Source organism: Martinezella lusitana (assembly GCF_016901135.1).
Taxonomy (GTDB): domain Bacteria; phylum Pseudomonadota; class Alphaproteobacteria; order Rhizobiales; family Rhizobiaceae; genus Rhizobium; species Rhizobium lusitanum_D.
Genome location: NZ_JAFEVL010000010.1, coordinates 471,563 through 498,189 on the forward strand (window position 1 = coordinate 471,563; position 26,627 = coordinate 498,189).

Sequence of the window (26,627 nt, forward strand, 5' to 3'; positions counted from 1 at the left end):
GTATCGTCTTACGCTATGCTCAACGGCTTCTCCTTGCCAGCCCGCAGGGCAAGGACGCCCCAGCCGACCAGCAAAAGGATAGCTGCTGCATAGATGTCGGCTGCCGCGGCAAATCCGAGCGCCTTCGACAGGAAGCCTGCCAGGATAGCCGGCACGCTGAAGGCGAGGTAGCTCTGGATATAGAAGGCCGAAAGCAGCCCGGCGCGCTCGTCCGGCTTTGCTAAGGGCATGATGCTGCGCACGGTGCCGAGGAAGGTGGCGCCGAAGCCTGCGCCGGCGATCAGCGTTCCCACGGCAAGGATCGACACCTCAGCCGCATGCACGCCGGCGACGACAGTCAATACGCCGAGCGTCATGCTCGATATGCCCAATGTCATTGCCGTCGTGGCCGATCTCTTGCGCAGCAGAAACACAGCACCCGCGCCGCTGATCGTCAGCGCCGCGACCACGGAGCCGCCGACGAGAGGCGCCGTGCTGCCGGTCGTCGCACTCACGAGCGAGGGCACCAGCGATAGATAGAAGCCGCCGAGGGCCCAGACGGCGACATTGATCGGCGTCAGCGCCAGCAATGTCCGGCGAGCCTGCGGCGGAACCGCCACTTCCGGCTTCAGCGATGCAAGAAGCCCGGCCCGGCGGCGGGTCGTTTCCGGCACCAGCCAGAGAAGCACGGCCTGAATGGCAAGCAGGACGAGCGTCACGGCATAGACAAGCAGCGTTGGCGCCGGCGCGTACTCGACCAGCAGGCTCGTACCGAGAGCACCGATCGCCATGCCGGCGAGCGGCGCAAGGCTGTTGGTGATCGAGCCCTTGATCGGATCGAGATCGACGAGGGCAGCGCCGATGGAGCTTGCCGCGGCGCCCGTTGCCAGACCCTGGACGATGCGCGCGGCAATCAGCCAATTCGGACCCTCGGCCATTAAAAACAGCGCCATCGCCACCATATTGAGGAGGATGGACACAAAGATCACCGGGCGGCGGCCGAGATGATCGGAGATCGAACCGACTATCAGCAGCGCGACGAGCAAGGCGAAGGCGTAGACGGCGAAGATCACCGTGATCAGCACCGGCGAAAAGGCGAAGGCCTGCTGGTAGAGGCGATAAAGCGGCGTCGGCGCGGAGGAGGCGGCAAAGAATAGGGCGCTGGTCGCTGCATAATAGAACGGCGCCAGACGTCTGGCGGGCGAAATCGGCGTGCTGGCAGTGGATTCGAGCGCGGGCATCGACTATATCCTGCTTAAAGCTAAAAGATTGCGTTAGGCTCATATAGAGCGCCGCATGGACAAAAGCAAATAATTTGCGTTAGTGGACAATCAACCCCGTTCACGATAGGCAAAAGGGAAAGATTGGCAAGGTTTATGGGCTACAGGGAAAACCCGCGTCCGGGTGGGCGCAGCGCCAGGGTACAGGCCGCGGTGCACCAGTCCGTCCGCGATATGCTCTCCACAATGGATCGCGCCGATGTGACGATCCCGTTGATCGCGCAGCGCGCCAATGTCACGCCGTCGACGATCTATCGCCGCTGGGGCGATCTGCAGGAGCTCCTGGCCGATGTCGCAGCCTCGCGCCTGCAGCCTGACGGCGCGCCGGCCAAGATCGGCAGCGCGCGCGACGATCTCGAAGCCTGGGTCGAGCAATATGCCGACGAAATGGCCTCCGGCGTCGGCCGCGAAATGATCCGCGACGTGCTCTCCATTGCCGATACGACAAATGCCGAAAGGTGCAGCGGCTACACCCAGCATCAACTATGTGTCCTCATTGCCCGGGCCGAGGAATACGGCGAAGCCTTCCCGACCCTGGCCGAGCTGATGGATCACGTCATCTCGCCGATCATGTACCGCGTCCTTTTCGATCAGGCGCCCAGCGCAGATTATGTTCGTGAACTCATCGCACGAGCGGTGCCGGGGGACACATCCCGAACTTGAGACGGCGGTCGATTCCGGCGCACGACTCACCAGAAGCTGTCGGGCTGTCTTCTTTGCGACTTTGGTTGCGTTGCCCGCAACTGACGAACAAGTTAACAGATGAATGCACGCAAAAATTGTCAATGCAACGGAATTTCCTTGGAATACGCGTACCGGAATGAGGCCCTTCGTCAATTCGTTGTTGAAAAATAAAGCAAAAGATGATGCTAATTATCTTTAGTGAATTCAACGGCAACGCGAAGGGGTCTGCTCAATGCTTAATGAATTCAAGGCATTTATCGCACGCGGCAATGTCATGGATCTCGCGGTCGGCGTGATCATCGGCGGCGCTTTCGGCGGCATCGTGAAATCGCTGGTTGACGATATCATCATGCCGGTCGTCGGTGCGATTTTTGGCGGCTTCGATTTCTCGAACTATTTTTTCGGCCTCTCCTCGGCGGTCAATGCGCCGACTTTGGCTGCTGCCCGTGCCCAGGGTGCGGTTTTCGCCTACGGCAATTTCATCACCGTCCTCATCAACTTCCTCATCCTCGCCTGGATCATCTTCCTGATGGTCAAGGGCGTGAACACGCTGCGCAGGCAAGTCGAGCGCAAGGAAGAGAAGATCGCCGAGGCAGCGCCTCCGCCGGCAGATGTCCAGTTGCTCACCGAGATCCGCGACCTTCTCGCCAAACGCTGAGGGGTCTCCGTACCGCTGATTTTGGAGCCTCGGCCCGATAAAGGCCGGGGCTTTATTCATCACGAAAATCGATCGGTCACTAACGCAAAGTCATGGGATTTGCCCGCCATTCTGCTCTATGAAGGCGAAAACCGGAGACGTTGCATGTCGATACTGAATAGCCTCAGCCCGCGTGCGCTTGCAGCACCCGAAAGCGGGATCGTCGAAGTGGTGAATTATGCGCGTGGCCGTGAAGGCCTCCTGCCGCTCTGGGTCGGCGAGGGCGATCTGCCGACGCCGGATTTCATCAATCGTGCCGCCATGGCCTCGCTCAATGCCGGCGAAACCTTCTACACCTGGCAGCGCGGCATTCCGGAGCTGCGCCAGGCACTTGCCGATTACTATGGCCGGCACTTCGGCACCTCCTTGCCGATGGAGCATTTCTACGTCACCGGTTCCGGCATGCAGGCGATCCAGCTTTCCGTGCAGGCGATCACCTCGCCTGGCGATGAAATGGTCTATCTGACTCCCGCCTGGCCGAATATCGCAGCCGCGCTGGAGATATCAGGCGCCCGCTCGGTCGGCGTGCCGTTGCAATTCGAGAACGGCAAATGGTTCCTCGATCTCGGGCGTCTGGAGGCTGCGATCACGCCGAAGACGAAAGGTCTCTTCATCAATACGCCGTCCAATCCGACCGGCTGGACGGCAACGCATCAGGATCTCGCCGATATTCTGGCTCTGGCGCGAAGGCATGGTCTCTGGATCATGGCCGACGAAATCTACGCGCTTTACCATTATGCCGGCGGTCGGGCGCCGAGCTTCCTCGATGTCAAGGAGGCCGACGACAAGATCCTTTTCGTCAATTCCTTCTCTAAGAACTGGTCGATGACCGGCTGGCGGGTCGGCTGGATCGTCGCGCCGGCTGAGCTCGGCCAGGTGATCGAAAATCTCGTGCAATATTCGACATCCGGCGTCGCGCAGTTCATGCAGCGCGGCGCGGTTGCCGCCTTGAATGAGGGCGATGACTTCATTCGCTCCAACATCGCCAAGGCCACCCGTTCTCGCGATATTCTCTGCGATGCGCTGATCGCCACCAATCGCGTGCAGACGCTGAAGCCGGATGGCGCTCTCTATTCCTTCCTCAAGATCGACGGCGTCACCGACAGCCGCGGAGCGGCCATCGATATCGTCGACAAGACCGGCGTTGGCCTCGCGCCTGGAACGGCCTTCGGGCAGGGCGGCGAGCTCTTCCTGCGCGCCTGCTTCCTGCGCGACCCGGCTCAGGTCGCCGATGCCGCCGAGCGGTTGAGCCAGTATATTTTGAGTTTGTAAGTCTTTCGCTTCGGCGTGGGTGGGTGGGTGGGTGTCGGTTGAGGGGCATTTTTTGTTTGCCGCACCTCTGTCACCCCCCTCTGTCACTGTCGTGACATCTCCCCCACAAGGGGGGAGATTGGTAACGCGTGGCGGCCTCTCGGATCTAAACCGGCATCGTATCTGCTGAAGCTAAGGTCCATTGTTTTTACAGCGCGGACTGCAAACTCCCAACGATCTCCCCCCTTGTGGGGGAGATGTCACGACGGTGACAGAGGGGGTGCACACTATCCAAGCTCAGTATAATAGCCATCGCGCACCCGACCAATAAAATGCAATCGATCCGCGAAAGACTGCCCTAACCATTCCACCAATCTTCCTCGTCCAGCCGCTCGCTTTTAATCAAATTGGCAAGAGCGAAGGCCTCATATATCGCCGATACGACTTGGCGGGGACGCGAAGAATGACGGTGTTGGTGACGGGCGGAGCCGGCTATATCGGCAGCCATATGGTCTGGAGATTGCTTGACGCGGGCGAGGACGTGGTCGTCGTCGACCGCCTGTCGACCGGTTTTCGCTGGGCTGTTCCGCCGGCCGCCCGCTTCTATCTCGGCGATATGGCAGACGAAGCGCTGCTGCAGAAGATTTTCGCCGAAAACGACATCGACGCCATCATCCACTTTGCCGGTTCGGCCGTGGTGCCGATGTCGATCGAGGATCCTCTCGCTTATTACGAAAACAATACCGGCAAGACCCGCATCCTGATGAGTGCCGCCGTCAAGGCCGGCATTCGCCATTTCGTCTTTTCTTCCACCGCCGCCGTCTACGGTCCGCAGCCTGAGGACAGGCCGGTCAGCGAGGGTGCGCCATTGCTGCCTGAATCGCCCTACGGTCAATCCAAGCTCATGTCGGAGCTGATGCTGCGCGATGCCGCCGCGGCCTATGATTTCCGCTATGTCGCGTTGCGCTACTTCAACGTCGCCGGCGCCGACCCCAAGGGGCGGGCCGGCCAGTCGACCGAGGGCGCGACCCATCTGATCAAGGTAGCCTGCGAGGCGGCACTCGGCCGCCGCCATCAGGTCGATATCTATGGCACCGACTATCCGACGCATGACGGTACGGGCGTTCGCGACTACATCCATGTCAGCGACCTTGCGGATGCGCACCTCATGGCGCTGCGCCATCTGCGCAGCGGCGGCCGGCCGCTGGTCGCCAATTGCGGCTATGGCCTGGGCTATTCCGTGCTTGATGTGCTCAACATGGTCATGCGCGTCCATGGCCGTGCCTTCCGCATCCACATGGCGCCGCGTCGGCCGGGCGACACGGCCAGCGTCGTCGCCGATGCGACGCTCGCCCATCGGGAACTGGGTTGGGCACCGAAATACAATTGCCTGGAAACGATCGTGCGCTCGTCGCTGGATTGGGAACTCCAGCTCGCGCAACGTTCAGGGTTCGATGCCGGCGGGCTTAAGAAGGTCTACGCTGCCCCAAGTATCCGGTAGGCGGAAGGCCGGAGCCGACGGCGTCAGCTGTCAACGCGTCTCCAAGGCCCGAGGAAGGCCGGGGCATTCCGGCGCACGGCTTCCGCCAGAAAATCGATGACGGTGCGCACGCGCGGCGACTGGCGCAGATCGCGGTGGCAGGTGATCCAATAGTGGCGCCTCAGATCCACTTCCTGCGGCAGCACGACCTGCAGATCCGGATGCTTGCCGGCGATGAAAAACGGCAGCACGCAAAGCCCCAGCCCGTTTTTCGTTGCCGTCAGCTGCGCGAAGATGCTCGAGCTCTGGAATTGCGGCCTGATGCGCGGATGGACATCGCCGAGATAGTCCAGGCCCGGCGCGAAGATCATGTCCTCGATATAGCCGATGAAAGCGCAGTCGGGCAGGTCGTCGCGGCTCTCGATTGCGCGATGAATGGCGAGATAGTCTCGCGATCCATAGACCTGAAGATGATAATCGGTCAGCTTCTCGGTGAAGTAGGGGCCGGCCTTCGGCGGGTCGAGCACGACGACGATGTCGGCCTCCTTGCGCGAGAGCGACATGATCTGCTGGATGGTGATCAGCTCCAGCGAAATGGTCGGATGTTTCGCCGTGAATTCCGGCAGCACGCCGGTAAAGAAGAAGTTGGAGAAGCCTTCCGGCGCGCTGATGCGCACTACACCGCGCTGCGCCGCTGATCCGGCGGAAAGATCCGTCCGAAGACGCTCGGTTTCCTGCTCCATGCGCTCCGCCGTGTCGATGAACCGCTGGCCCATGCCGGTCAGCATGTAGCCGCGTGGATTGCGCTCGAAGAGCTTGACCTTCAGGGCGAATTCCAGCCGGTCGATGCGGCGCGAAACGGTGGCATGGCTGGTGCGCAACTGCCGGGCCGCGGTCGAAAGCTGCCCGGTTCGCGCCACGGCGAGGAAGAATTGCAGATCGTCCCAGGTAAAGTGCGGCGTGCCCTTCATGTTTCCCCCTTCTGTTCAAAAATGAACAGACCCTGTTTGGAATTAATTGCAATCGCGACTTGCGTCAACGCGCGATTTCCTTGATCCTGCCCGTCTCGGAAAGTCGTTTGGAGGAAAGCGGCTGGCCAATTTTGAACAGATTCATTTTTGCCAAATCTCTGGGAGGAGAATATGCGAAAGAGTCTTATTGCATCCCTGGCACTTCTGCTTGCAACCAGCACCGCGGCTTTCGCTGCCGGCGCGTCCGATGGTGTCGTCAAGATCGGCATCCTGAATGACCAGTCGGGCGTCTATGCCGATTTCGGCGGCAAGTCGTCGGTGGAGGCTGCAAAGATGGCCGTCGAGGATTTTGGCGGCAAGGTGCTCGGCGCGCCGATCGAGATCGTCGATGCCGATCACCAGAACAAGCCCGATATCGCTTCGAACATCGCGCGCCAATGGTACGACCAGGACAAGGTCGACGCGATCATGGAGCTGACGACCTCGTCGGTGGCGCTTGCCGTACAGGCCGTCGCCAAGGAGAAGAAGAAGATCGATATCGTCACGGGTGCTGCGACGACGGATCTGACAGGCAAGCAATGCTCGCCCTATGGCTTCCACTGGGCCTATGACACGCATGCTCTGGCCGTCGGCACCGGCGGCGCGCTGGTCAAGCAGGGCGGCGATACCTGGTTCTTTCTGACGGCCGATTATGCATTCGGCTATTCGCTGGAGCAGCAGACCAGCGATTACGTCAAGGCAAGCGGTGGCAAGATTCTCGGCTCCGTTCGCCATCCGCTGTCGACCAACGATTTCTCATCCTTCCTTTTGCAGGCGCAATCCTCGGGCGCCAAGGTCATCGGTCTTGCCAATGCCGGCCTCGATACCTCCAATGCCATCAAGCAGGCCTCGGAATTCGGCATCACCCAGGGCGGCCAGCATCTGGCGGCACTTCTCTTCACGCTCGCCGAAGTCCACGGCCTCGGCCTGCAGGCGGCTCAAGGGTTGACGCTGACCGAGGGCTATTACTGGAACCTCGACGACAAGAGCCGCGAATTCGGCAAGCGCTTCTTCGCCCGCACCGGCAAGATGCCAAACATGATCCATGCCGGCACCTATTCCGCCGTCACGCAATATCTGAAGGCGGTGCGGAAGGCCGGCACTGACGATACCGAGGCCGTCGCCAAGGAACTGCATGAAATGCCTGTCGATGATTTCTTCGGCCGCGGCGGCACGGTCGGCGCCAACGGCCGCATGATCCACGACATGTATCTGCTCCAGGTCAAGAAGCCTGAGGAGAGTAAGCAGCCCTGGGATTACTTCAACGTGCTGGCAACCATTCCTGGCAAGGAAGCCTATATCGATCCCGCCAAGAGTGGTTGCGATCTCGTCAAGCAATGAGGTTGCGGCCGGCCGATGGCGATGTCAGCAATAGATCAGCATGAAGAGCCTCGGGTGGTCTTGTCCGCCCGGGGACTCCGTCGCGATTTCGGTGGCTTTACCGCCGTCAAGAATGTCGATCTCGATGTGCATCATGCCCGCGTCCATGCGCTGATCGGCCCGAACGGCGCCGGCAAGACGACGGTGTTCAACCTGCTCACCAAGTTCCTGCAGCCGACGCACGGCACGATCACGCTGCTCGGCACCGATATTACCCGGACGAGACCCGACAAGGTGGCGCGCATGGGCCTCGTGCGCTCCTTCCAGATTTCGGCTGTTTTCCCGCATCTGACCGTGCTCGACAATGTTCGCGTCGCCCTGCAGCGGTCGAGCAATCTCGCCCATCAATTCTGGCGGCCGATCTCGGCGCTCGACAGCCTCAACGCCCGCGCCGAGCAGCTTCTCGCTTCCGTCGGACTTTCGAAGGAGCGGGATGCCGTTGCCGCCGATCTTTCCTATGGCCGCAAGCGCGTGCTGGAGATTGCGACGACCCTGGCGCTCGACCCGAAAGTGCTGCTGCTCGACGAGCCGATGGCCGGCATGGGGCTGGAGGATGTCAACACCGTCTCCGCCATCATCCGCGAGGTGGCGCGCGACAGGGCCGTGCTGATGGTGGAGCATAATCTCTCCGTCGTCGCCGATATCTGCCATCATGTCACCGTGCTGCAGCGTGGCGAGATCCTGGCCCAGGGCGATTACGCCACGGTCAGCCGCGACCCGCGCGTCCGGGAAGCCTATATGGGCACGGAGGAGGTTTGAGCATGGCGGCGTTGCTCGAAGTCCAGGGCCTGAATGCCTGGTATGGCGAAAGCCACATCCTGCATGGCGTCGACATGCGGGTCGGCGAGGGCGAAACCATTACCATCCTCGGCCGCAACGGCGTCGGCAAGACGACGACCTTGCGCACCATCGTCGGCATCGTGCGTGCACGTAAGGGCAGGATCGCTTTCGCCGGGGCAGACATGATGCAGGTGCCTTTGCACAAGACCGCCCACAAGGGCATTGGTTTCGTGCCGGAGGAACGCGGCATCTTCTCGACGCTCAGCGTCTACGAGAACCTGTTGCTGCCGCCGGTCGTGGCATCAGGCGGCATGACGGTCGACGAGATTTTCGAGCTGTTTCCCAATCTGCACGAGCGCCGTAACAGCGCCGGCACCAAGCTTTCCGGCGGCGAGCAGCAGATGCTCGCCATGGCGCGCATCCTGCGCACCGGCGTGCGTATGCTGCTGCTGGACGAGCCGACGGAAGGCCTTGCGCCCGTGATCGTTCAGCGCATCGGCGAGGTCCTGCAGAAGCTCAAGGCGCGGGGGATGACCATATTGCTGGTCGAGCAGAACTTCCGCTTCGCCAGCCGCATCGCCGATCGCTTCTATCTGATGGATCACGGCCAGATGGTCTCGGAGTTTCCGGTCGGCGAACTACCTGAGCGCATGGACATGCTGCACAAAGCGCTGGGGGTCTGAACCATGACGATGATATTCGGCATCCCGCTCCAGGCCCTTCTCGGACAATTGCTGATCGGCCTCATCAACGGCTCCTTCTATGCGCTGCTGAGCCTGGGGCTCGCGATCATCTTCGGCATGCTGCGGGTGATCAATTTTGCCCACGGCGCGCTCTATATGCTCGGCGCCTTCACCGCCTACCTGCTGCTTGCCTATGCCGGCATCGGCTACTGGCCGGCCCTGATCGTGGCGCCGCTGATCGTCGGGCTGTTCGGGGCGCTGGTCGAGCGGCTATGCCTGCGCCAGCTTTACAAGATCGATCCGCTCTACGGCCTGCTCTTCACCTTCGGCATGGCGCTGACCATCGAGGGCACATTTCGCTATCTCTATGGCTCCTCCGGCCAGCCCTATGCCGTGCCGGCCGAGCTGGCGGGGGCCAGGAATATCGGTTTCATGTTCCTGCCCGTCTACCGTGGCTGGGTGATCATCGCCTCGCTCATCGTCTGCATCGGCACTTGGCTGCTGATCGAGAAGACCAAGCTCGGCGCCTATCTGCGCGCGGCGACGGAAAATTCCGTGCTCGTCCAGGTTTTCGGCGTCAATGTGCCCGTGCTCCTGACGCTGACCTATGGTTTCGGCGTGGCGCTGGCCGCCTTTGCCGGCGTGCTGGCCGCGCCGATCTATCAGGTCTCGCCGTTGATGGGATCGAACATGATCATCATCGTCTTCGCCGTGGTCGTCGTCGGCGGCATGGGGTCGATCATGGGCGCGATCGTCACTGGCTACATGCTCGGGATCGCCGAAGGCCTGACCAAGGTCTTCTATCCGGAAGCGTCGAATATCGTCATCTTCGTGATCATGGCGATCGTGCTGCTCATCAGGCCCGCGGGCCTCTTCGGTCGGGATGCGTGAGATGGTTGATCTAGCCACATTGAGGTCCGGGCCACAGAAGAAGCTTTCTGCGCAGAAACTGCTGCTGGTTCTCGGTCTTGTCGGGCTGATCTGGGCGCCGTTTTTCATCTATCCGATCTTCGTCATGAAGGTGCTCTGCTTCGCGCTTTTCGCCTGCGCCTTCAATCTGCTGCTCGGCTATGCCGGCCTGCTCTCCTTCGGCCATGCCACTTTCTTCGGCGGTGCTGCCTATTTCACCGCCTATGCGGTGAAGGAATGGGGCGTGCCGCCGGAACTCGGCATCCTGATCGGCGTCGCCGGCGCGGCGCTTCTCGGCCTGGTCATGGGCTTCGTCGCGATCCGCCGGCAGGGCATCTATTTCGCCATGATCACGTTGGCGCTGTCCTACATGTTCTATTTCTTCTGCCTGCAGGCCGAGTTTACCCATGGGGAGGACGGCATTCAGTCCGTGCCGCGCGGCTATCTCTTCGGCGTCCTCGATCTCAATAATTCCTTCAACATGTATTATTTCGTCCTCGCCATATTCTTGATCGGCGTTCTGATCATCTGGCGCTTCATAAATTCGCCCTTCGGCATGATCCTGAAGTCGATCCGCGAAAACGAGCAGCGAGCGATTTCGCTTGGCTATTCCGTCGCGCATTACAAGCTTGGCGCCTTCGTCATGTCGGCGGCGCTGGCGGGGCTCGCGGGGGCCGTCAAGGCGCTGGTCTTCCAGTTCGCGACGCTCACCGATGTCGCATGGCAGATGTCGGGCGAAGTGATCCTGATGACCTTGCTCGGTGGCATCGGCACGCTGATCGGCCCGCTCTTCGGCGCGGGATTCGTCGCGACGCTGGAAAACTACCTCGCGACGTCGGAATTCCCCGTCACCATCATCACCGGCATCGTCTTCATGGTCTGTGTCCTGCTCTTCCGCCGCGGCGTCATCGGCGAATTCTACGCATCGCGGTTGGGACGGAAACTGGGGTTTGAATATCGGCGTTGATTATTTGCCTTTCCTTCTCCCCGTCCTGAGCTTGTCGAAGGGCGGGCAGAAGGTGCCCGAAGGGCGGATGAGGGGCTATTTCGAGATTGATCCGCAAGCTGGGATTTGCCGAACCTTCATGCCCCTCACCCTCTCCCTCTCCCGCATGCGGGGAGAGGGGATGACTGAGTTTTGAACATGGATCGCTTCGACTACATCATCATCGGCGCCGGCAGTGCCGGCTGCCTGCTTGCCAACCGGCTCTCGGCCGACCGGAACAACCGGGTGCTGCTGCTGGAGGCTGGCGGTAATGACAACTACCACTGGATCCATATCCCGGTCGGCTATCTCTATTGCATCAATAATCCCCGCACCGATTGGTGCTTTACCACGACGCCCGAGGCGGGGCTGAACGGTCGCTCGCTGAATTATCCGCGCGGCAAGGTGCTTGGCGGCTGCTCCTCCATCAACGGCATGATCTACATGCGCGGCCAGGCGCGAGACTATGATCTCTGGCGGCAGCTCGGCTGCACCGGCTGGGGCTGGGAAGACGTGCTGCCCTATTTCACCAGGTCCGAGGATCATTACCGGGGTAAGGACGAGATGCATGGCGCCGGCGGCGAATGGCGGGTCGAAAAAGCGCGCGTGCGCTGGGCCGTGCTCGACGCCTTCCAGGCGGCAGCCCGCGAGGCAGGCATCCCCGAAACGGCCGATTTCAACCGCGGCAACAATGAGGGTTCCGGCTATTTCGATGTCAACCAGCGTTCCGGTATCCGCTGGAATACGGCGAAGGCCTTCCTGCGGCCGGCAATGAAGCGAGGCAATCTGACAGTCTACACAAAGGCCCAGGCGCGGCGCCTCATCATCGAGGGCCATGCCGTCACTGGCGTCGAGTTTCAGCACGATGGCGTGGCGAAGCGCGCCTACGCAAGCAAGGAGACGGTGCTGTCGGCCGGCTCCATCGGCTCGCCGCAGATCCTCGAACTGTCGGGCATCGGGCAGGGCGATGTGTTGAGCAAGGCCGGCATCGAGGTCGTCCGCGAGGTCAAGTCCGTCGGTGAAAATCTGCAGGATCATCTGCAGCTTCGCATGGCTTACAAGGTAACCGGCGTTCCCACCTTGAACGAAAAGGCGACATCATTGTTCGGCAAGGCGTCGATCGGGCTCGAATATCTCATCCGCCGCTCCGGGCCGATGGCGATGGCGCCGAGCCAGCTCGGTATCTTCACCCGCTCCGGGCCGGACAAGGAAATGCCGGATCTGCAATATCACGTGCAGCCGGTCTCGCTCGACAAGTTCGGCGATCCCGTCCATCCCTTTCCGGCGATCACCGCCAGCGTCTGCAACCTAAGGCCGGAGAGCCGTGGCTCGGTGCATGTCCGCAGCCCCGACTTTGCCATGCAGCCGGCGATCAGCCCGAATTATCTCTCCGCATCGCGCGACCGGGAGATCGCTGTGCGCTCCATCCGACTGACGCGGCGGATTGTGGCGCAGCCGTCCTTCGCGAGATTCAGTCCGGAGGAGTTCAAGCCTGGCCCGTCCTACGAGACGGATGTCGATCTGGAGCGTGCCGCCGGCGACATCGGCACGACGATTTTCCATCCCGTCGGCACATGCCGCATGGGTAGCGATCCGCAAAGCGTTGTTGATCCCCGCCTGCGGCTGCGCGCCCTTGCAGGGCTGCGCATCGCCGATGCTTCGGTGATGCCGTCGATCACATCGGGCAACACCAACTCGCCGACCATCATGATCGCCGAAAAGGCGGCTGAGATGATCCTTGCCGACAACCGCTGAACGCCTATTGATGAGAGCAAGTCCAGGAAAAGTGCGCAGCGGTTTTCCGTCCGGAGTTGCGATAAGACAAAGAACCGGAACGGTTCGGCGTTTCCATGAAACGCAAACCGTTCTGGCAGCAAGGACAGGGAGATTTAGATGGACAGCACGGACGAAGTCATCATCGAGCGCCGCGGATCGGCTGGCATCATCCGGCTCAACCGGCCGAAGGCGCTGAACAGCCTGACGCTGCCCATGGTGCGGACGGTAACCTCGGCTCTTGAGGAATTCGCTGTCGATCCCGCTATCGCCGCCGTCATCGTCAAGGGGGAGGGCGAGCGTGGCTTCTGCGCGGGCGGCGATATCCGCCTGCTGCACCAGAGCGGCAAGGAGGGTTCGGACGGCGCAGAAACCTTCTGGCGCGAGGAGTTCCGGCTCAACCATGCCATTTCACGCTATCCCAAACCCTATGTGGTGTTCATGGACGGCATCACCATGGGCGGCGGCGTCGGCCTCTCGGCGCATGGCAGCCATCGCATCGTCACCGAGCGCACCCGCCTCGCCATGCCGGAAACAGGCATCGGCTATTTCCCCGATGTCGGCGCCACCTGGCTCTTGCCGTGCGCGCCGGGCGAAGCCGGCACCTGGATGGGCCTTGTCGGCCTTGCCGTTGATGCCGCCGACGCACTGCACGCGGGGTTTGCCGATCATTGCGTTGCCTCCTCGGCGCTCCCTGCATTGATAGATGCGATCGCGGCGCTGCCCGCCTCGACGTCGGCGGCCGATGTGCATGCCCTGATCAGGACCATGGCAACGGCTGCAGGCGAAAGCCGCCTTGCGGCAAATCGAGACGTGATCGATCGCGCCTTTGCCGGCGACACGGTCGAGGACATCCTGCAGGCGTTGGCTCGGGAACCGGGAGAATTCGCCGCTGAAACCTCCGGCCTGATCGCGAGCCGTTCGCCGACCAGCCTGAAGCTGACGCTGCGGCTTCTGCGCGCCGGCCGAACCAGCGCCAATCTCGCCGAGTGCCTCAATCGTGAACTCGGCGCCTGCCTGGGCATATTGTATAATCATGACTTCTACGAAGGCGTCCGCGCCGCCGTCATCGACAAGGACCGCAACCCGAAATGGTCGCCGGCAAGCCTTGCCGAAGTCACGGCTGATGATATCGACCGCTTCTTCGTACCGGCGCAACCGCCGCTTTTCGCAGCCTAACGGATCATGGGAGGAAAATCATGACACGGATCGCATTCATCGGCCTCGGCAATATGGGAGGCCCGATGGCCGCCAATCTGGTCAAGGCCGGTCACGCTGTCATCGGTTACGATCTCTCGCATGACATGCTGAAGGCCGCCGAGGCAACGGGAGTCAAGGCTGCGAACGTGCTGACCGAAGCCTTGGTGGAGGCTGAGGTGGTCGTCACCATGCTGCCAAAAGGTCAGCATGTCCTTACGGTTTGGACCGATATTCTGCGCTCCGTGCCGAAGGGAATGCTGCTGATCGACAGCTCCACCATCGATGTCGATAGTGCCCGCAAGGCTCACGTCATGGCAGGTGAGGTTGGTTGCCTCTCGCTTGACGCGCCGGTCTCGGGCGGCACGGGCGGGGCCTCGGCGGGAACGCTGACCTTCATGGCGGGCGGCTCTCCGGAAAGTTTTGCCGCCGCCAAGCCGTTGCTGGAGGTGATGGGCCGCAAGATCGTCCATTGCGGAGATGCCGGAGCAGGACAGGCCGCGAAGATCTGCAACAACATGATCCTCGGCATTTCGATGATCGGCGTCTGCGAGGCCTTCGTGCTCGGCGAAAAGCTTGGTCTCTCGCATCAGGCGCTGTTCGATGTCGCCTCGACCTCATCCGGCCAATGCTGGTCGATCAATACCTATTGCCCGGTGCCAGGACCCGTGCCGACATCGCCTGCGAACAACGACTACAAGCCCGGCTTTTCGGCAGCGCTGATGCTGAAGGATCTGCGCCTGTCGCAGGAGGCGGCGCTATCGAGCGGCGCGTCGACGCCGCTGGGTGCGGAAGCGGCACAGCTTTTCGGGCTGTTCGAGAAACTGGGCAATGGCAGCCGCGATTTCTCCGCAATTATAGAGATGTTTCGGGAGGCGTGAGTATTGTTGACAATGCTCGGGCGGCCCTGTGACAGAAGGCGGCTCTGTATAGCCCCTCACCCTAACCCTCTCCCCGCAACTCACCGCCACATGCCGCGCATGCGCGCGCCAACATCGACGCGCACCTGTCGGGCCCGAATGGCGGCGGGGCTCTCCGCACGCGCCTGTGGCCAGCCGCAGACTTCGAAGAATTGCAGCAATGTCGCCGGGATGAAGCGTGTGCGCGAGGCAAAGACATGCTTGTCGCCCTGCGCATGCTGGCCGTGAATGAAGAACCGTTGCGGGGTGACGAGATCGAGATTGTCCTTGGCCCGCGTCATCGCGACATAGAGCAGCCGTCGTTCCTCTTCGATCTCTGCGGATGAGCCGACGGCGAGATCGGCGGGGATGCAGCCGTCGACGGCATTGAGGATGAAGACCTTCGTCCATTCCTGGCCCTTGGCCGAATGGATGGTCGACAGGATCAGATAGTCCTCGTCGAGCAAAGGCACGCCCGCCTGGTCGCTGGTGGCGTCAGGTGGATCGAGGGTCAGCTCGGTCAGGAAACGTTCGCGCGAGCCATAGCCGGCGGCAATCTGCTCGAGCTGGATAAGGTCTGCCTGGCGTGTCGCGGCATCCTCGTGCGCCCGTTCCAGATGCGGCTCATACCATTGCCGCACCAGGCCGATTTCCGCCGGCCAACCGGCCTTGCCGCTCTTCACGTCTCGCATGGTCTCGACGAAGACAGTCCAATCTTCTCCCGTCCGGGGCGGCGACGGGAGCTCGGCAAGGGCCGCGATCGGATTGGCATCCTCGCCGATCTGGTCGAGCACGCGCTGCGCCGTGGAGGGGCCGACGCCGGGCAGAAGCTGCATCAGCCGGAAGCCGGCCACCCGGTCACGCGGGTTCTGGGCAAAACGCAGTGCGGCCAGCATGTCCTTGACGTGGGCGCTGTCGAGAAACTTCAGCCCGCCGAATTTGACGAAGGGGATATTTCGGCGGGTAAGCTCCACTTCCAGCGGCCCGCTATGACTTGAGGTGCGGAAAAGCACGGCCTGCTGCTTGAGCCTGGCGCCGCCTTCGCGGTTTTCCAGCACCTGATCGGCGACGTAACGCGCCTGATCGCTTTCGTCGCGCACCGTCACAAGCCGAGGGCGTTCGACGCTCTGCCGTTCCGTGCGCAAGTTCTTGGTGAAGCGCTCCGAAGCAAGGTCGATCACGGCATTGGCGGCGGCGAGAATAGGCTGCGTCGAACGGTAGTTGCGGTCGAGCGTGACGATGTCGGCCGCAGGCGTGAAGGCTTTCGGAAAATCGAGGATGTTGCGCACCGTCGCCGCGCGGAAGGAATAGATCGACTGCGCATCGTCGCCGACGACCGTCAGACCGCGGCCGTCGGGCTTCAGTGCCAGCAGGATCGACGATTGCAGCCGGTTGGTATCCTGATATTCGTCGACGAGCACATGGTCGAAACGACCGCCGATATCCTCGGCGATCAGCGGCTCTTGCAGCATATGCGCCCAGTAGAGCAGCAGGTCGTCGTAATCGAGCACGTTCTGTGCTTGTTTGGCTTCGACATAGGCGGCGAAGAGATCACGCAGCTGCTGTTCCCAGGTCGCGCACCACGGAAAGGAGTCGCGCAACATCTCTGCGAGCGGCGCTTCCGAATTGACGGAGCGTGAATAGATGGCAAGGCATGTCGCCTTGGTCGGAAAGCGGCTTTCGAGCTTGGAAAAACCAAGGTCGTGGCGCGCGAGGTTCATGAGGTCGGCGCTGTCTTCCCGGTCGTGGATCGTGAAGGCCGGGTCGAGCCCGATCTGCTCGGCATAATCTCGTAAAAGCCGCGCGCCGATGCCGTGAAACGTGCCGCTCCAGGCGAGCGCATCGGCTGTAACACCCGCATTGGCGCCGATCACTTCGCGGCAGATTCGCTCGACACGGCGGCCCATTTCGGCGGCGGCACGGCGTGAGAATGTCATCAGCAGGATCCGGCGCGGGTCCGCGCCCTTGACGATCAGATGCGCGACACGATGGGCAAGCGTATTCGTCTTGCCGGATCCGGCCCCGGCGATGACAAGCAGCGGCCCTGCGACATGGCCGTCGCCGGCCGTTGTGCCATGCTCCACCGCCAACCGCTGCTCCGGGTTCAGCTTTTCCAGATAGGCCGCGCTCATGAACTCTCCTGAATGCCTCGGATGAAGGGCGCGCCAGGCGCAAATCCGCGACGAATCGAATCGGCGAAATGATCCGGACGTTCTATGAATGTTCCGAATTGCCCAAGCCTGTCAAGATTTGTGGGATTCGCTTGGGGATGTGATCTTTTGCGCAAGAATCCTACCCAGATTTGGTCAGGCATGGCTCGAAAAGGACTATCCTCGTGCTTATGTATTGCTATGGCGCAGCATTTTGAGTTTTGGGTTTCAGCAGTGCGTTGAGTAAAGGTTTCAGAATATGAACGAAACGATCGCCACTGGGCTGCATCTGCCTGGCGGACTGGTGGCTTTGCCGGATGGGCGCATCGCGCTCGTTGAGATGGATCATACCCGCCGCTGTCTGAAGCTTTTCGACGCAAGCGGCGCGCACCGGGAAGTTTGTCGGATCGGTGGCCGTCCGACCGGGATTGCGATCGACGGCGATGGCTGCTTCTGGATAACCGACGGCCCGGAGCATTCTCTCGTCAAGCTCTCGCCGCAGGGCCGGGTGCTGCAGGTGATCGAAGGTGGCGCGGATGGCTCGTTTCTCCATCCGAACGATCTCGCTTTCGGGCCTGACGGCTTGCTCTACATGACCGATTCGGGCATCCGCACCGCCGATCTGCTCGAAGGCGGCCATATTCATCCGGATTTCTTCAAGGCAGCCTACAATGGCTGCGTCTATCAGATCGATCCTGCCGAAGGCCGGGTCATCAGGGTCTTGGCCGCAGGCCTGCTCCTTGCCAATGGCATCGCCTTCGGCGCCGATGGGCTGCTCTATTACAGCGAGACCCTGACCGGAAAAATTCATCGGCAGATCGTCGGTGGGCGGCAGGAGATGTTCGCGCAGTCGATGACATCGCCCGCCGTCAACGCGTTGCGCGGGCCGGCCGGCATCGCTTTCGATCGCAGCGGCGTGCTCTATTGCGCCATGTACGGATTGGGCGAAATTTCACTTGTCGATACCGAGGGCAGGATGGCGGGCCATATCCGCACGAACGGCGCGCGACCTGGCAAGATTGCCTTTACTGTCGACGGCAAGCATTTGCTCGTCAGCGAGCAGGACAACGGTGCTGTGGAAAAGATAACGGCGCCGCGTCCCGGGCTGCCGTTGCATATACCGTCCATCTAGAGGCTCGATCTCCCGTCACATTGTAGTCATGAAGCGATGTAAGGAAAGTTGCCGAGGTCTGGTTGGGAGAACCACATGCTTATCACACATCACACAAATATTTTCGCGCGATCCGTCGCCGCAATCCTGCTTGGCGCAGTCCTTGTCGCCTCTCCTGCTCTCGCCAACAACGGCAAGGGCGATGGCGCTGGCAACGGCAACGGCAATGGCAATGGCCATGCAAATAGCAAAAACGCCGACAATTCCGCTCAGAACGCATCGGCGAGCGATCCTTCGACGTCAAAAGTCAAACCGGCGAATAGCCTTGGTGCTTTGAACGGCTTTATGCACGCCTCGCCCAAAGCTTTGGCACATGCCTCCGCCAAATCGGAAATCGGCAGGGTTGCTGTCGTTTATGGTGGCCTCCTGCAGAATTACCTGTCGCCGCAGCAGGGTAGCACGCCCCCGACGCTGGCACAGGTCGCGGCCGCCCTGTCCGCCGCCGCGAACAAGCCGTTGTCTACAGCGACCATTCAAGCCGTAAACGCCAAACTTGCCTCGACCAATCCGGCACTTGCGAAAGCGATCTCGGGCTATTCTGGCGGATCTCCGGCGCTTGCAGGTGCTATCCATAACGCAATTTAGTGCCAGTTAGCGCCAGATCGGCCCGCCGGTTCGCAGGAGCCGACGGGCCGCTTACATATCCACCGTCGATATGATCGCTGAAGCAGCTCTCGTGCCCGCGAAAGTATGTCCGTCATCGACCGGGCTTCTCCGGAAAAGACCTAGCAGAAATCGGGCGTATCGTTGTTCGCAACCGGCGTTGCGGCCTGCTTGCAGAAACGGTCTTTCACTCCCGCCCTGTCTTCGTCGCCCGTCGCCATCATGATAATGAGACGTGCCTTTGCGGGCTGGCGGTTTTTGGCGGGTATGGGCTTGGATAGAGCCACCGAGTGCTAGAGGGGGTTCCAGTGTCCAGTGTGAACGCCGGTGGACATGCCCGGAGGCCGGGCATGTCCCGTTCCAATCGCGCTACCGCTTATTCCGCGGCGGGGATCTGCTTGTTGCCCTTGCTCGACTTGCCGTCTGCCGGTACCGCGTCATTGGCAACCGGCTTGGCATGGCGACGGCGCCAGTCGCCGAGGAACAGCAGGATCGGTGCTGCGATGAAGATCGACGAGGCGCCGGCGACAAGTATGCCGAACACCATCGGGATCGCGAAGCTGGAGACGGCGCTACCGCCCCAGATCGCCATCGGCACCAGCGCCAGGAAGGCGGTGGCGTTGGTATAGAGGCTTCGCGCCAGGGTCTCGTTGATCGATTTGTCGATAATCTCGCGCAGCGGCATCGACTTGTAGAGCCGCATGTTTTCACGCATGCGGTCATAGACCACGACCTTGTCGTTCACCGAATATCCCACAAGCGTCAGGATCGCGGCGATGGCCGTCAGGTTGAAATCGAGGCCGGTGATCGCGAAGAAGCCGATCGCCTTGGTGACGTCGAGTACCAGCGTGACGATGGCGCCGACCGCGAACGGCCATTCGAACCGCACCCAGATGTAGACGAGCATCGCCAGGCTGGCGATCACGACCGACAGGATGCCGGCCCAGGCAAGCTCGCCCGAGACCTTCGGACCGATGACATCGGTGCCTTCAATGGTCGCGGCTGGGTCGATCTTGGTGATTTCTGCCTTGAGCTTGGTCACCGCTGCTGTCTGTGCCTCTTCGCCGCCGTCCTGGCGCTGGGCGCGGACAAGGATGCTGTTGTTGTCGCCGAAAGACTGCAGTGCGATTTCGCCGAGGCCGAGTGTGTTCAGGCCCTCGCGGAACGTCGACAAATCGGCCGCGTCCTTGGTCTTGACCGACATCTGGATGCCGCCGCGGAAATCGACGCCGTAGTTGAGGCCTGGATGGATGAACAGTACCACCGAGGCGATCGACAGGATCGCTGAGACGGTGACGCCAAAGAAGCGGGCCTTCATGAAGTGAATATGCTTGTCATAGGGGCTAAAGGGGATCAGCGGCCTGATGTTGAGCACCTTCAGCTTGCGGCGACGGGTGATGGCGATCATCACGACGCGCACGAAGGCGACGGAGGTGAACATCGAGATAATGAGGCCGAGACCCATGGTCACGGCAAAGCCGCGAACCGGGCCGGAGCCAAAGTAGAATAGGATCGCAGCCGCGATCAGGGCCGTCATGTTGCCGTCGATAATCGTCGAATAGGCCTTCCTGAAGCCGTTATCGATGGCGGCGAAGGCACCGCGGCCCTTGCGGGTTTCTTCGCGGATACGCTCGTTGATGAGAACGTTGGCATCAACCGCAAGGCCGATACCGAGGACGATGCCGGCGATGCCGGGCAGCGTCAGCGTGGCGCCGACCAGCGTCAGGGCCGAGAAGGTCAGAATCGTGTGAATGAGCAGTGCAACATTCGCGAGGATCCCCCAGGCGCCGTAGAGCACGAAGATGAAGGCGGCAACCAAGACGAAGCCCACCAGGCCGCTATAGATGCCCTTCTGGATCGCATCGGCGCCGAGGTCGGCGCCGACGGTGCGTTCTTCGATGACGGTCAGCTTGGCCGGAAGCGCACCGGCGCGCAGCAGGGCTGCCAGCGTGGTGGCGCTGTCGGCGGTGAAGTTGCCGGAGATCTGGCCCGAACCGCCAGTGATCGGCTCACGGATATTCGGCGCGCTCAGCACCTTGTTGTCGAGCACGATGGCGAAAGGCTTGCCGACGTTTTCGCGGGTGATTTCGGCAAAGCGATTGGCACCGGCGCTGTCGAAACGGAAGGTGACGAGCGGCTCATGCGTGTTCGGGTCGAAGCTGACGCGGGCGTCCGTCAAGCGGTCACCGGAAAGCTCGATACGGTCGAGGACCGGATAGCTGTTGCCCTGGTCGTCCTTGAGAATGGTAACGCCTGGGCCGGGATTGTTCGGGTCGACATTGTCGGCAAGCAGGTGGAAGGACATCTTCGCGGTCGAGCCGAGAAGCTCGCGCAGGCGTGACGGGTCCTGTGCGCCCGGAAGCTGCACGAGAACGCGGTTCGGGCCGACACGCTGGATGGTCGGTTCGGCAACGCCCACCTGGTCGACGCGCTTGCGGATGACTTCAAGGCTCTGCTGGACGGCGGAATCGACATTGCTGGCGATGCCGGCCTGCGAGAAGGACATGGTGATCGTGCCGCCATTCGGCGCGATCGTCAGGTCGGACTGGCCGGCGGAGAGGCCTGAGGTGACCGTGTTGGCAAGCGTCTGCAACTGCGTCACCGCATCGCCGCTCTGCGAGGGATCGGTGAGCGTTACGACGACCTGGTTGCCGTTGCGGACAATCGAGCGGGTCTGGATGTTCTTGTCGCGCAGCACGCGGCGCGAATCCTGCTGCAGCGATTGCAGCCGGCCATTGGTCAGGTCCTTCTCGTCGACTTCGAGGACGAGATAGGAACCGCCGCGAAGGTCGAGGCCGAGCGGTACCTGGCTATGCGGCAGCCAGTTTGGGATTTTGCTGAGAGCGGACTGCGGAAGGACGTTCGGCAAGGCAACGAGAAAGCCAAGCACGATGATCACCGAGTAGAGTGCCACCAGCCATGGTGAAGTGCGCATGGGTATTATCCTTGGAAATACGCTGATGCCGGCGGCTGAGCCGCTGGCGGACGTAGGTCATGTCATGTCGGGGATGCGCCGACGGGCGCGTTAACCGGTCAGACGAGGCCGGCCGGCGGAGCGCGGGCGAGATAGGCGCGAAACGCAAAGATTTCAGGCTGCGTGACGTCGCTGCGTTCACGCGGCTGCCAGGGGTCGATGAAAAGTCTGAATGATGGAGTGGCCGCGAGCGTTATCGGCCCGATATCATGCCAGGTGGCTTTCGGCAGCGCCGTGCGGTCGGCGACGACGATGCCGCGAACCGGGTCCCGCAGGGAAAGATAAAGCGGCTGATTGTCCTTGCCGGAGGAAAGCGCCTCCGCGTCCGACCGCGCAGCAAGATTGATGCCGCCGCCAAGCGCCAGCCCGAGATAAGCGAAGAAGGCGAGGAACAGCGAGGCGATCACGCGCGCTCCGGCGCGGTGCGTCCTGTTGTCCTTATCTTCGCTGTCGGCGACGCCGAATTCGAGCGGGTTCAACGGTAAAAGATGCCTTCATTCCTTTGCCGGCGCGGGCTCCGGCGGTTCGGTCATGATATCAGGACGCTCTGCGTCTTCATAGTGCGGCCTGTCATGATGCACTTGCGCGAGCCGGTCAACCATGCCAAGCGCGATTTCTCGCTCTCCCATGATGACGGTATCGGCGCCGTATTGCTTCAGCACGTCGATCTCGATGTCGGAATGCGCCCGCGCGACGATCAGCAGCGGAGGGTTGATCGCCCGAGCCTGCTCGGCGATGCTGCAGGCTTCGAATGCGTTGGGAATGGCGATGACCAGGCTGCGGGCTGCGGCGATATTGGCATATCCCAGCACCAGCGCCGAGGCGGCGTTGCCGTAGATCGCCTCGATTCCCGCCTGCTTGAGCTCGCCGATCCGCTTTTCGGAATCCTCGATGACGACAAAGGGCGTAGCGGACGATTTCAGATTCTCGCCGACGATGCTGCCGACCCGGCCATAGCCGATCAGCACGGCGTGACCGGTCATGGTGACCGTGCGCAACTCTTCATCCACTTCGGCGGCAGCTGTCTGTTCGGCAGGAATGGGCGACGGCTCGACGGTCGCCGCCTTATCGGCCTGCACTGCCGGCTGCTCTCCGCTTTCGGGTGTCTCGCCGCCCTGCCGCCTGGTGTCCAGCATCTTGCGCAACCAGTCGCAGGCGATGAAGACAAGAGGGTTGAGGATGATCGAGATGATCGCGCCGCCGAGAATGAGGTCGCGACCTTCGCTCGGCAGCAGGCCGAGTTCGACGCCGAGGGCGGCGAGGATGAAGGAGAATTCGCCGATCTGCGCCAGACTGGCGGAGATGATCAATGCCGTACTCATCGGCTTGCGGAAGGCGAGCACGATAACGAAGGAGGCGACCGATTTGCCGATGACGATGATGAACACTGTCGCGAGCAACGGCAGCGGATTGTCGATCAGGATATTGGGGTCGAACAGCATGCCGACGGAAACGAAGAAGAGCACGGCGAAGGCATCGCGCAGCGGCAGGCTTTCCTGCGCGGCCCTGTGGCTGAGCTCGCTTTCCGAAAGGATCATGCCGGCGAAGAAGGCGCCGAGCGCCAGCGAGACGCCGAAGAGCTTTGCGGCGCCAAAGGCGACACCGAGCGCAATGGCGAGGACGCCGAGGCGGAAAAGTTCGCGCGAGCCGGTGTGAGCGATGCGGTGGAGGATCCAGGGAATGACCCGCCGTCCGACAACCAGCATCAGGCCGACGAAGGCCGCGACCTTGAGCAACGTCACCCCGATGATGCCGGTGATGCCGAGATCGAGGCCGAGCAGGCGGCTCAAGCCGGCCGACAGCGGCTCGACGCTGCCGTGGCCGTCGCCGGAAATGCTGGCCGCGGCCGGGATGAGCACGAGAGCCAGAACCATTGCCAGGTCTTCGACGATCAGCCATCCGACTGCGATCTTGCCCCGCTCGGTCTCGACCAGCCGCCGCTCCTGCAGGGCTTTCAGAAGCACGACCGTCGACGCGACAGAAAGCGCAAGGCCGAACACCAGGCTGCCGCCGAGCGGCCATCCCATCAGCGTGCCAAGGCCCCAGCCGAGCAGGGTGGCAAAGCCGATCTGGACGATTGCGCCGGGAACGGCGATGCCGCGCACCGACAGGAGATCCTTCAGCGAGAAATGCAGGCCGACGCCGAACATCAGAAGGATGACGCCGATTTCCGCCAGTTCCGGTGCGAGGTTCTGATCGGCAACGAACCCCGGCGTATGCGGGCCGGCCAGCACGCCGGCGATAAGATATCCCACCAGCGGCGGCAGTTTGAAGCGATTGGCGATGGCGCCGAGGATGAATGCCAGGACAAGGCCTATGACGATGGTCGAAATCAAAGGTGTGTCATGTGGCATTGTCGTCTCCTCGATGCTGGAAATCCCGTATAATTATGCTATAATTTGGTTTATGTTGACCAATATGGTTGGTTTTTGATTGTGAATCAAGGCATGAAACCAATGATTCTGACTCCAGCGCTTTGTCGCGCGGCACGTGGCCTGCTCGATTGGACTCAATCGGATATAGCGGAGAAGGCTGGCGTATCACGAAGCACGATACGCGACTATGAAGGTGGCCATCACGAAATCCACCGGGCGACCGAGGCGCAACTGCGCCTCGCCTTCGAGGAAGGCGGCGTCGTCTTCACTGAGATGCCGGGTCTCGGCTGGGGGCTTTGCCCGCGCGCGCCTGTAATTCGCGATTAGGGTTTGGGCGCCAGGCAGCCCGCCGGGACGCGATAGGCGTAGAGCGTCTTTCCCTTCATGTCGCCGAGATCGGGCGACCAGCTCTTGACCAGCTCTGCTTGGCCCCCAGCACAGTCGAACGGATCGTCGGAGACATAGAGTACGCTGCCGGTCACGGTCGACGGCAGAGAGAAGTTCTGCTCGTAATAGCTCTTCGGGAAGCCGCCGAAGTTGCGGGCATAGATCTGGAACGGCTTGCCCTTCAGCGTATAGAAGAGATCGGCGAGAATATCGCGGTCTTCGGCCACGATATCCGGCGTCTTCGCCGCTGTAGCGATGTCGGCGATTTCCAGGCTGATGGCGCTGCGGCCGACATAGCGCTTCATGATGAGATCGCCGTTCGGCAGCTTGATGTCATAGGCGAAGACGGTCAGGACCGGGATGACGAAGGCGACGACGCCACCGATGATCAATGAGGTGACCAGTCCCTTTTTCGTCAGCCGGTAGAGCAGCCACACGGCGAGGATGGTACCGGCGGCATAGGCGGTAACAGCCCAATTGGCATAGGCCTTGGCGAAAAGGGCCTGCAACGTGATCAGGGCCACCACCGGAACGGAAAACCAGAACAGCAGCTTTTCTCTGTCGTCGCTCTGGCCCCGGATCAGCCGCCATGCGGCCCACAGCATGGCATAGAAGATGACCGGCCCGACCACGCCGAACTGCGCCCCGACGAAACCGAGCGCGCTCAACACATGTTTCAGCAGCCCGCCGTTGTCGCCGCCGCCCGTGCCCCAATGGGCGATGGTTTGCGTATGGCGCACGGTCGCCGCACCATGGGTGAGGTTCCACCACAGATTGGGCGCAACGACAATGGCGCCCGCAATGGCGGCGATTGCGACGTCGCGCCAGGCGATGCGTGCAGAGCGCAGCGTCAGCATGGCGATGCCAACGCCCGGCAGCAGGAAGAGTACCGAATATTTGGTCAGGAAGGCTATGCCGAGGCTGATGCCCAGGATCAGCGCCTCGGAAACGGAGGAGCGCTTGGTCAGGCCGAGAAAAGCCCAGATCGCAATTGTCACGAACAGGATCTGGATCGTGTCTGTCGATACCAGCACGGCCGAGAGCGAAGCGGCCGGCAGGGTGATGAAAATCACGCCGACCCACGACTCTATATCGCGCCCGGCGTCTCCGTCAATCAGCCGCCGCGTCGTGCGCATCAGCATCAGGGCGGTAGCAAGATGGAAGAGCGGTGCCGATACGCGGATCCAGAATGTGGAATCCGATCCCGATATGGCGTTGAAGAAGCGGATGACCCAGGCAATCATCGGCGGCTTGGAATAATAGCCGAAGTCCAGGTTCTGGCCCCAGAACCAGTATTGCGCCTCGTCGACGAACAGATCCGTCCGGTTGGGCAGCAACATGATCACGCGCCAAAGCGTGACACCGAAGATGATTGCAAGGCCGAGCCCCAGCGATAGTTTCTGGGTGTCTGTTCGGGAATGGGCGGTATCGGGCATTGACTGATGGATCTCGGTGCCGGGTCGTGAGGCTTAATACGGAACTATCAAGCCCAATGCTAGCTCCCGGCGGTCGAGAAAGATGGCGGGACGCCCGCTGTCGCCGCCTCCGAAAAGCCTTGCGACTGATTTCGACGCCCGAGATCTCGGGTTCGTCCTCCCTAGAGGACGCGAGATGCGGCCTTGCCGCGCGCCTCTTCTATGCGGCAGAGAAGCATGAACGCCACGAGCGTCAAGCCGGCCATCAGCGAAGCGGTCAAACCAAGAACAATCATTGCTCTCTCCGTATCGACATCGAAGGTGTCTATGCCTTCAGCAGTAGGGCATGAAGCTTGCTCGTGACTTGCGATCGGCAGTTTTTTTCGGTCGGCTGAACGTTCATGAAGTGCATCGCTAAATTAGGGCTGTTCGAAACAGGGCGCTCGGCCTGATGTCATTAACCTTCGGGCAAGGAATTAACCATAAACATTGAGCTTGAACGTCGGAATGGGAAAATTGTGACTCGTTCTCACCAGGCATGAAGCCGCCCCGCCGTACCGTGTAG

General features: G+C 61.5%; 22 protein-coding genes. 15 read left to right on the forward strand and 7 right to left on the reverse strand.

The genetic code is table 11. The features are described from left to right. Positions 1 to 8: 8 nt before the first annotated feature. Positions 9 to 1,220, reverse strand: a complete 1,212-nt coding sequence (locus JTP94_RS05270; protein ID WP_204849475.1) for an MFS transporter — start codon at positions 1,218 to 1,220, stop codon at positions 9 to 11. A 135-nt stretch (positions 1,221 to 1,355) separates the two neighbouring features. Between JTP94_RS05270 and JTP94_RS05275 the strand changes: the two genes are divergently transcribed. From JTP94_RS05275 to galE, 4 genes are all read left to right on the forward strand, one after another. Next, positions 1,356 to 1,922 (forward strand): TetR/AcrR family transcriptional regulator, encoded by a 567-nt coding sequence (locus JTP94_RS05275; protein WP_204849476.1) that lies wholly within the window; start codon positions 1,356 to 1,358, stop codon positions 1,920 to 1,922. A 253-nt stretch (positions 1,923 to 2,175) separates the two neighbouring features. Beyond that, entirely contained in the window at positions 2,176 to 2,601 is a 426-nt protein-coding gene (gene mscL, locus JTP94_RS05280; protein ID WP_204849477.1) for a large conductance mechanosensitive channel protein MscL, read from the forward strand. Between the two features lie 144 nt (positions 2,602 to 2,745). Then, positions 2,746 to 3,912 carry a pyridoxal phosphate-dependent aminotransferase gene (locus tag JTP94_RS05285; RefSeq protein WP_204849478.1) on the forward strand — a complete coding sequence of 389 codons (1,167 nt, stop codon included), beginning with the start codon at positions 2,746 to 2,748 and terminating at the stop codon, positions 3,910 to 3,912. Positions 3,913 to 4,354: 442 nt separating this feature from the next. Continuing rightward, positions 4,355 to 5,392: a UDP-glucose 4-epimerase GalE gene (gene galE / locus JTP94_RS05290; protein WP_204849479.1), complete on the forward strand. Its 1,038-nt coding sequence runs from the start codon at positions 4,355 to 4,357 to the stop codon at positions 5,390 to 5,392. A 23-nt stretch (positions 5,393 to 5,415) separates the two neighbouring features. Here the strand turns inward: galE and JTP94_RS05295 are convergent, their stop codons facing one another. Further along, the gene (locus tag JTP94_RS05295; RefSeq protein ID WP_204849480.1) at positions 5,416 to 6,342 is read right to left on the reverse strand and encodes a LysR family transcriptional regulator; all 927 of its coding nucleotides are present in this window, start codon (positions 6,340 to 6,342) and stop codon (positions 5,416 to 5,418) included. Between the two features lie 171 nt (positions 6,343 to 6,513). Between JTP94_RS05295 and JTP94_RS05300 the strand changes: the two genes are divergently transcribed. The 8 genes from JTP94_RS05300 (at position 6,514) to mmsB (ending at position 14,969) form a co-directional block, all read left to right on the forward strand. Further along, a complete protein-coding gene (locus JTP94_RS05300) occupies positions 6,514 to 7,722 on the forward strand; it encodes an ABC transporter substrate-binding protein (protein WP_204849481.1) in 1,209 nt (402 codons plus the stop codon). A gap of 15 nt (positions 7,723 to 7,737) precedes the next feature. After that, the gene (locus JTP94_RS05305; RefSeq protein ID WP_204849482.1) at positions 7,738 to 8,520 is read left to right on the forward strand and encodes an ABC transporter ATP-binding protein; all 783 of its coding nucleotides are present in this window, start codon (positions 7,738 to 7,740) and stop codon (positions 8,518 to 8,520) included. 2 nt (positions 8,521 to 8,522) lie between these two features. Further along, positions 8,523 to 9,224: an ABC transporter ATP-binding protein gene (locus JTP94_RS05310; protein ID WP_204849483.1), complete on the forward strand. Its 702-nt coding sequence runs from the start codon at positions 8,523 to 8,525 to the stop codon at positions 9,222 to 9,224. 3 nt (positions 9,225 to 9,227) lie between these two features. Beyond that, positions 9,228 to 10,115, forward strand: a complete 888-nt coding sequence (locus JTP94_RS05315; protein ID WP_034513737.1) for a branched-chain amino acid ABC transporter permease — start codon at positions 9,228 to 9,230, stop codon at positions 10,113 to 10,115. 1 nt (position 10,116) lies between these two features. Then, the gene (locus tag JTP94_RS05320; protein WP_204849484.1) at positions 10,117 to 11,100 is read left to right on the forward strand and encodes a branched-chain amino acid ABC transporter permease; all 984 of its coding nucleotides are present in this window, start codon (positions 10,117 to 10,119) and stop codon (positions 11,098 to 11,100) included. Between the two features lie 177 nt (positions 11,101 to 11,277). Next, positions 11,278 to 12,873, forward strand: coding sequence for a GMC family oxidoreductase (locus JTP94_RS05325; RefSeq protein WP_204849485.1), 1,596 nt, complete (start codon positions 11,278 to 11,280; stop codon positions 12,871 to 12,873). Between the two features lie 138 nt (positions 12,874 to 13,011). Then, positions 13,012 to 14,070 (forward strand): enoyl-CoA hydratase/isomerase family protein, encoded by a 1,059-nt coding sequence (locus JTP94_RS05330; RefSeq protein ID WP_204849486.1) that lies wholly within the window; start codon positions 13,012 to 13,014, stop codon positions 14,068 to 14,070. Positions 14,071 to 14,090: 20 nt separating this feature from the next. Further along, positions 14,091 to 14,969 carry a 3-hydroxyisobutyrate dehydrogenase gene (mmsB, locus tag JTP94_RS05335; protein ID WP_204849487.1) on the forward strand — a complete coding sequence of 293 codons (879 nt, stop codon included), beginning with the start codon at positions 14,091 to 14,093 and terminating at the stop codon, positions 14,967 to 14,969. An 80-nt stretch (positions 14,970 to 15,049) separates the two neighbouring features. Here the strand turns inward: mmsB and JTP94_RS05340 are convergent, their stop codons facing one another. Next, positions 15,050 to 17,119 carry an ATP-dependent helicase gene (locus tag JTP94_RS05340; RefSeq protein WP_204849488.1) on the reverse strand — a complete coding sequence of 690 codons (2,070 nt, stop codon included), beginning with the start codon at positions 17,117 to 17,119 and terminating at the stop codon, positions 15,050 to 15,052. A gap of 277 nt (positions 17,120 to 17,396) precedes the next feature. Here JTP94_RS05340 and JTP94_RS05345 point away from each other — a divergent pair, with 277 nt between their 5' ends. Continuing rightward, positions 17,397 to 18,269, forward strand: coding sequence for an SMP-30/gluconolactonase/LRE family protein (locus tag JTP94_RS05345; RefSeq protein ID WP_204849489.1), 873 nt, complete (start codon positions 17,397 to 17,399; stop codon positions 18,267 to 18,269). A 75-nt stretch (positions 18,270 to 18,344) separates the two neighbouring features. Next, on the forward strand, positions 18,345 to 18,893 hold the full coding sequence (locus JTP94_RS05350) for a hypothetical protein (protein ID WP_204849490.1): 549 nt from the start codon (positions 18,345 to 18,347) through the stop codon (positions 18,891 to 18,893). 394 nt (positions 18,894 to 19,287) lie between these two features. On the opposite strand, the gene secD is transcribed toward JTP94_RS05350, so the two are convergent. The 3 genes from secD to JTP94_RS05365 form a co-directional block, all read right to left on the reverse strand. Continuing rightward, entirely contained in the window at positions 19,288 to 21,846 is a 2,559-nt protein-coding gene (gene secD, locus JTP94_RS05355; RefSeq protein ID WP_204849491.1) for a protein translocase subunit SecD, read from the reverse strand. Between the two features lie 98 nt (positions 21,847 to 21,944). Continuing rightward, positions 21,945 to 22,364 (reverse strand): hypothetical protein, encoded by a 420-nt coding sequence (locus JTP94_RS05360; protein ID WP_204849492.1) that lies wholly within the window; start codon positions 22,362 to 22,364, stop codon positions 21,945 to 21,947. Between the two features lie 15 nt (positions 22,365 to 22,379). Beyond that, a complete protein-coding gene (locus tag JTP94_RS05365; RefSeq protein ID WP_204849493.1) occupies positions 22,380 to 24,239 on the reverse strand; it encodes a cation:proton antiporter in 1,860 nt (619 codons plus the stop codon). A 102-nt stretch (positions 24,240 to 24,341) separates the two neighbouring features. Between JTP94_RS05365 and JTP94_RS05370 the strand changes: the two genes are divergently transcribed. Beyond that, positions 24,342 to 24,587 (forward strand): helix-turn-helix domain-containing protein, encoded by a 246-nt coding sequence (locus tag JTP94_RS05370; protein WP_409456587.1) that lies wholly within the window; start codon positions 24,342 to 24,344, stop codon positions 24,585 to 24,587. Here JTP94_RS05370 and JTP94_RS05375 read toward each other — a convergent pair. Next, positions 24,584 to 26,083 carry a glycosyltransferase family 39 protein gene (locus JTP94_RS05375; RefSeq protein ID WP_204849494.1) on the reverse strand — a complete coding sequence of 500 codons (1,500 nt, stop codon included), beginning with the start codon at positions 26,081 to 26,083 and terminating at the stop codon, positions 24,584 to 24,586. The two genes, JTP94_RS05370 and JTP94_RS05375, sit on opposite strands and share 4 nt — an antisense overlap. Positions 26,084 to 26,627: the final 544 nt, after the last annotated feature.

Bases quoted from the DNA above. Each gene is read 5' to 3' on its own strand.
- mscL (WP_204849477.1), top strand. From the start codon at position 2,176: ATGCTTAATGAATTCAAGGCATTTATCGCACGCGGCAATGTCATGGAT.
- JTP94_RS05270 (WP_204849475.1), bottom strand. From the start codon at position 1,220: ATGCCCGCGCTCGAATCCACTGCCAGCACGCCGATTTCGCCCGCCAGA.
- JTP94_RS05325 (WP_204849485.1), top strand. From the start codon at position 11,278: ATGGATCGCTTCGACTACATCATCATCGGCGCCGGCAGTGCCGGCTGC.
- secD (WP_204849491.1), bottom strand. From the start codon at position 21,846: ATGCGCACTTCACCATGGCTGGTGGCACTCTACTCGGTGATCATCGTG.
- JTP94_RS05320 (WP_204849484.1), top strand. From the start codon at position 10,117: ATGGTTGATCTAGCCACATTGAGGTCCGGGCCACAGAAGAAGCTTTCT.
- JTP94_RS05365 (WP_204849493.1), bottom strand. From the start codon at position 24,239: ATGCCACATGACACACCTTTGATTTCGACCATCGTCATAGGCCTTGTC.
- mmsB (WP_204849487.1), top strand. From the start codon at position 14,091: ATGACACGGATCGCATTCATCGGCCTCGGCAATATGGGAGGCCCGATG.
- JTP94_RS05305 (WP_204849482.1), top strand. From the start codon at position 7,738: ATGGCGATGTCAGCAATAGATCAGCATGAAGAGCCTCGGGTGGTCTTG.
- JTP94_RS05375 (WP_204849494.1), bottom strand. From the start codon at position 26,083: ATGCCCGATACCGCCCATTCCCGAACAGACACCCAGAAACTATCGCTG.
- JTP94_RS05295 (WP_204849480.1), bottom strand. From the start codon at position 6,342: ATGAAGGGCACGCCGCACTTTACCTGGGACGATCTGCAATTCTTCCTC.
- JTP94_RS05285 (WP_204849478.1), top strand. From the start codon at position 2,746: ATGTCGATACTGAATAGCCTCAGCCCGCGTGCGCTTGCAGCACCCGAA.
- galE (WP_204849479.1), top strand. From the start codon at position 4,355: ATGACGGTGTTGGTGACGGGCGGAGCCGGCTATATCGGCAGCCATATG.
- JTP94_RS05370 (WP_409456587.1), top strand. From the start codon at position 24,342: ATGATTCTGACTCCAGCGCTTTGTCGCGCGGCACGTGGCCTGCTCGAT.
- JTP94_RS05330 (WP_204849486.1), top strand. From the start codon at position 13,012: ATGGACAGCACGGACGAAGTCATCATCGAGCGCCGCGGATCGGCTGGC.
- JTP94_RS05315 (WP_034513737.1), top strand. From the start codon at position 9,228: ATGACGATGATATTCGGCATCCCGCTCCAGGCCCTTCTCGGACAATTG.
- JTP94_RS05350 (WP_204849490.1), top strand. From the start codon at position 18,345: ATGCTTATCACACATCACACAAATATTTTCGCGCGATCCGTCGCCGCA.
- JTP94_RS05310 (WP_204849483.1), top strand. From the start codon at position 8,523: ATGGCGGCGTTGCTCGAAGTCCAGGGCCTGAATGCCTGGTATGGCGAA.
- JTP94_RS05345 (WP_204849489.1), top strand. From the start codon at position 17,397: ATGAACGAAACGATCGCCACTGGGCTGCATCTGCCTGGCGGACTGGTG.
- JTP94_RS05300 (WP_204849481.1), top strand. From the start codon at position 6,514: ATGCGAAAGAGTCTTATTGCATCCCTGGCACTTCTGCTTGCAACCAGC.
- JTP94_RS05340 (WP_204849488.1), bottom strand. From the start codon at position 17,119: ATGAGCGCGGCCTATCTGGAAAAGCTGAACCCGGAGCAGCGGTTGGCG.
- JTP94_RS05275 (WP_204849476.1), top strand. From the start codon at position 1,356: ATGGGCTACAGGGAAAACCCGCGTCCGGGTGGGCGCAGCGCCAGGGTA.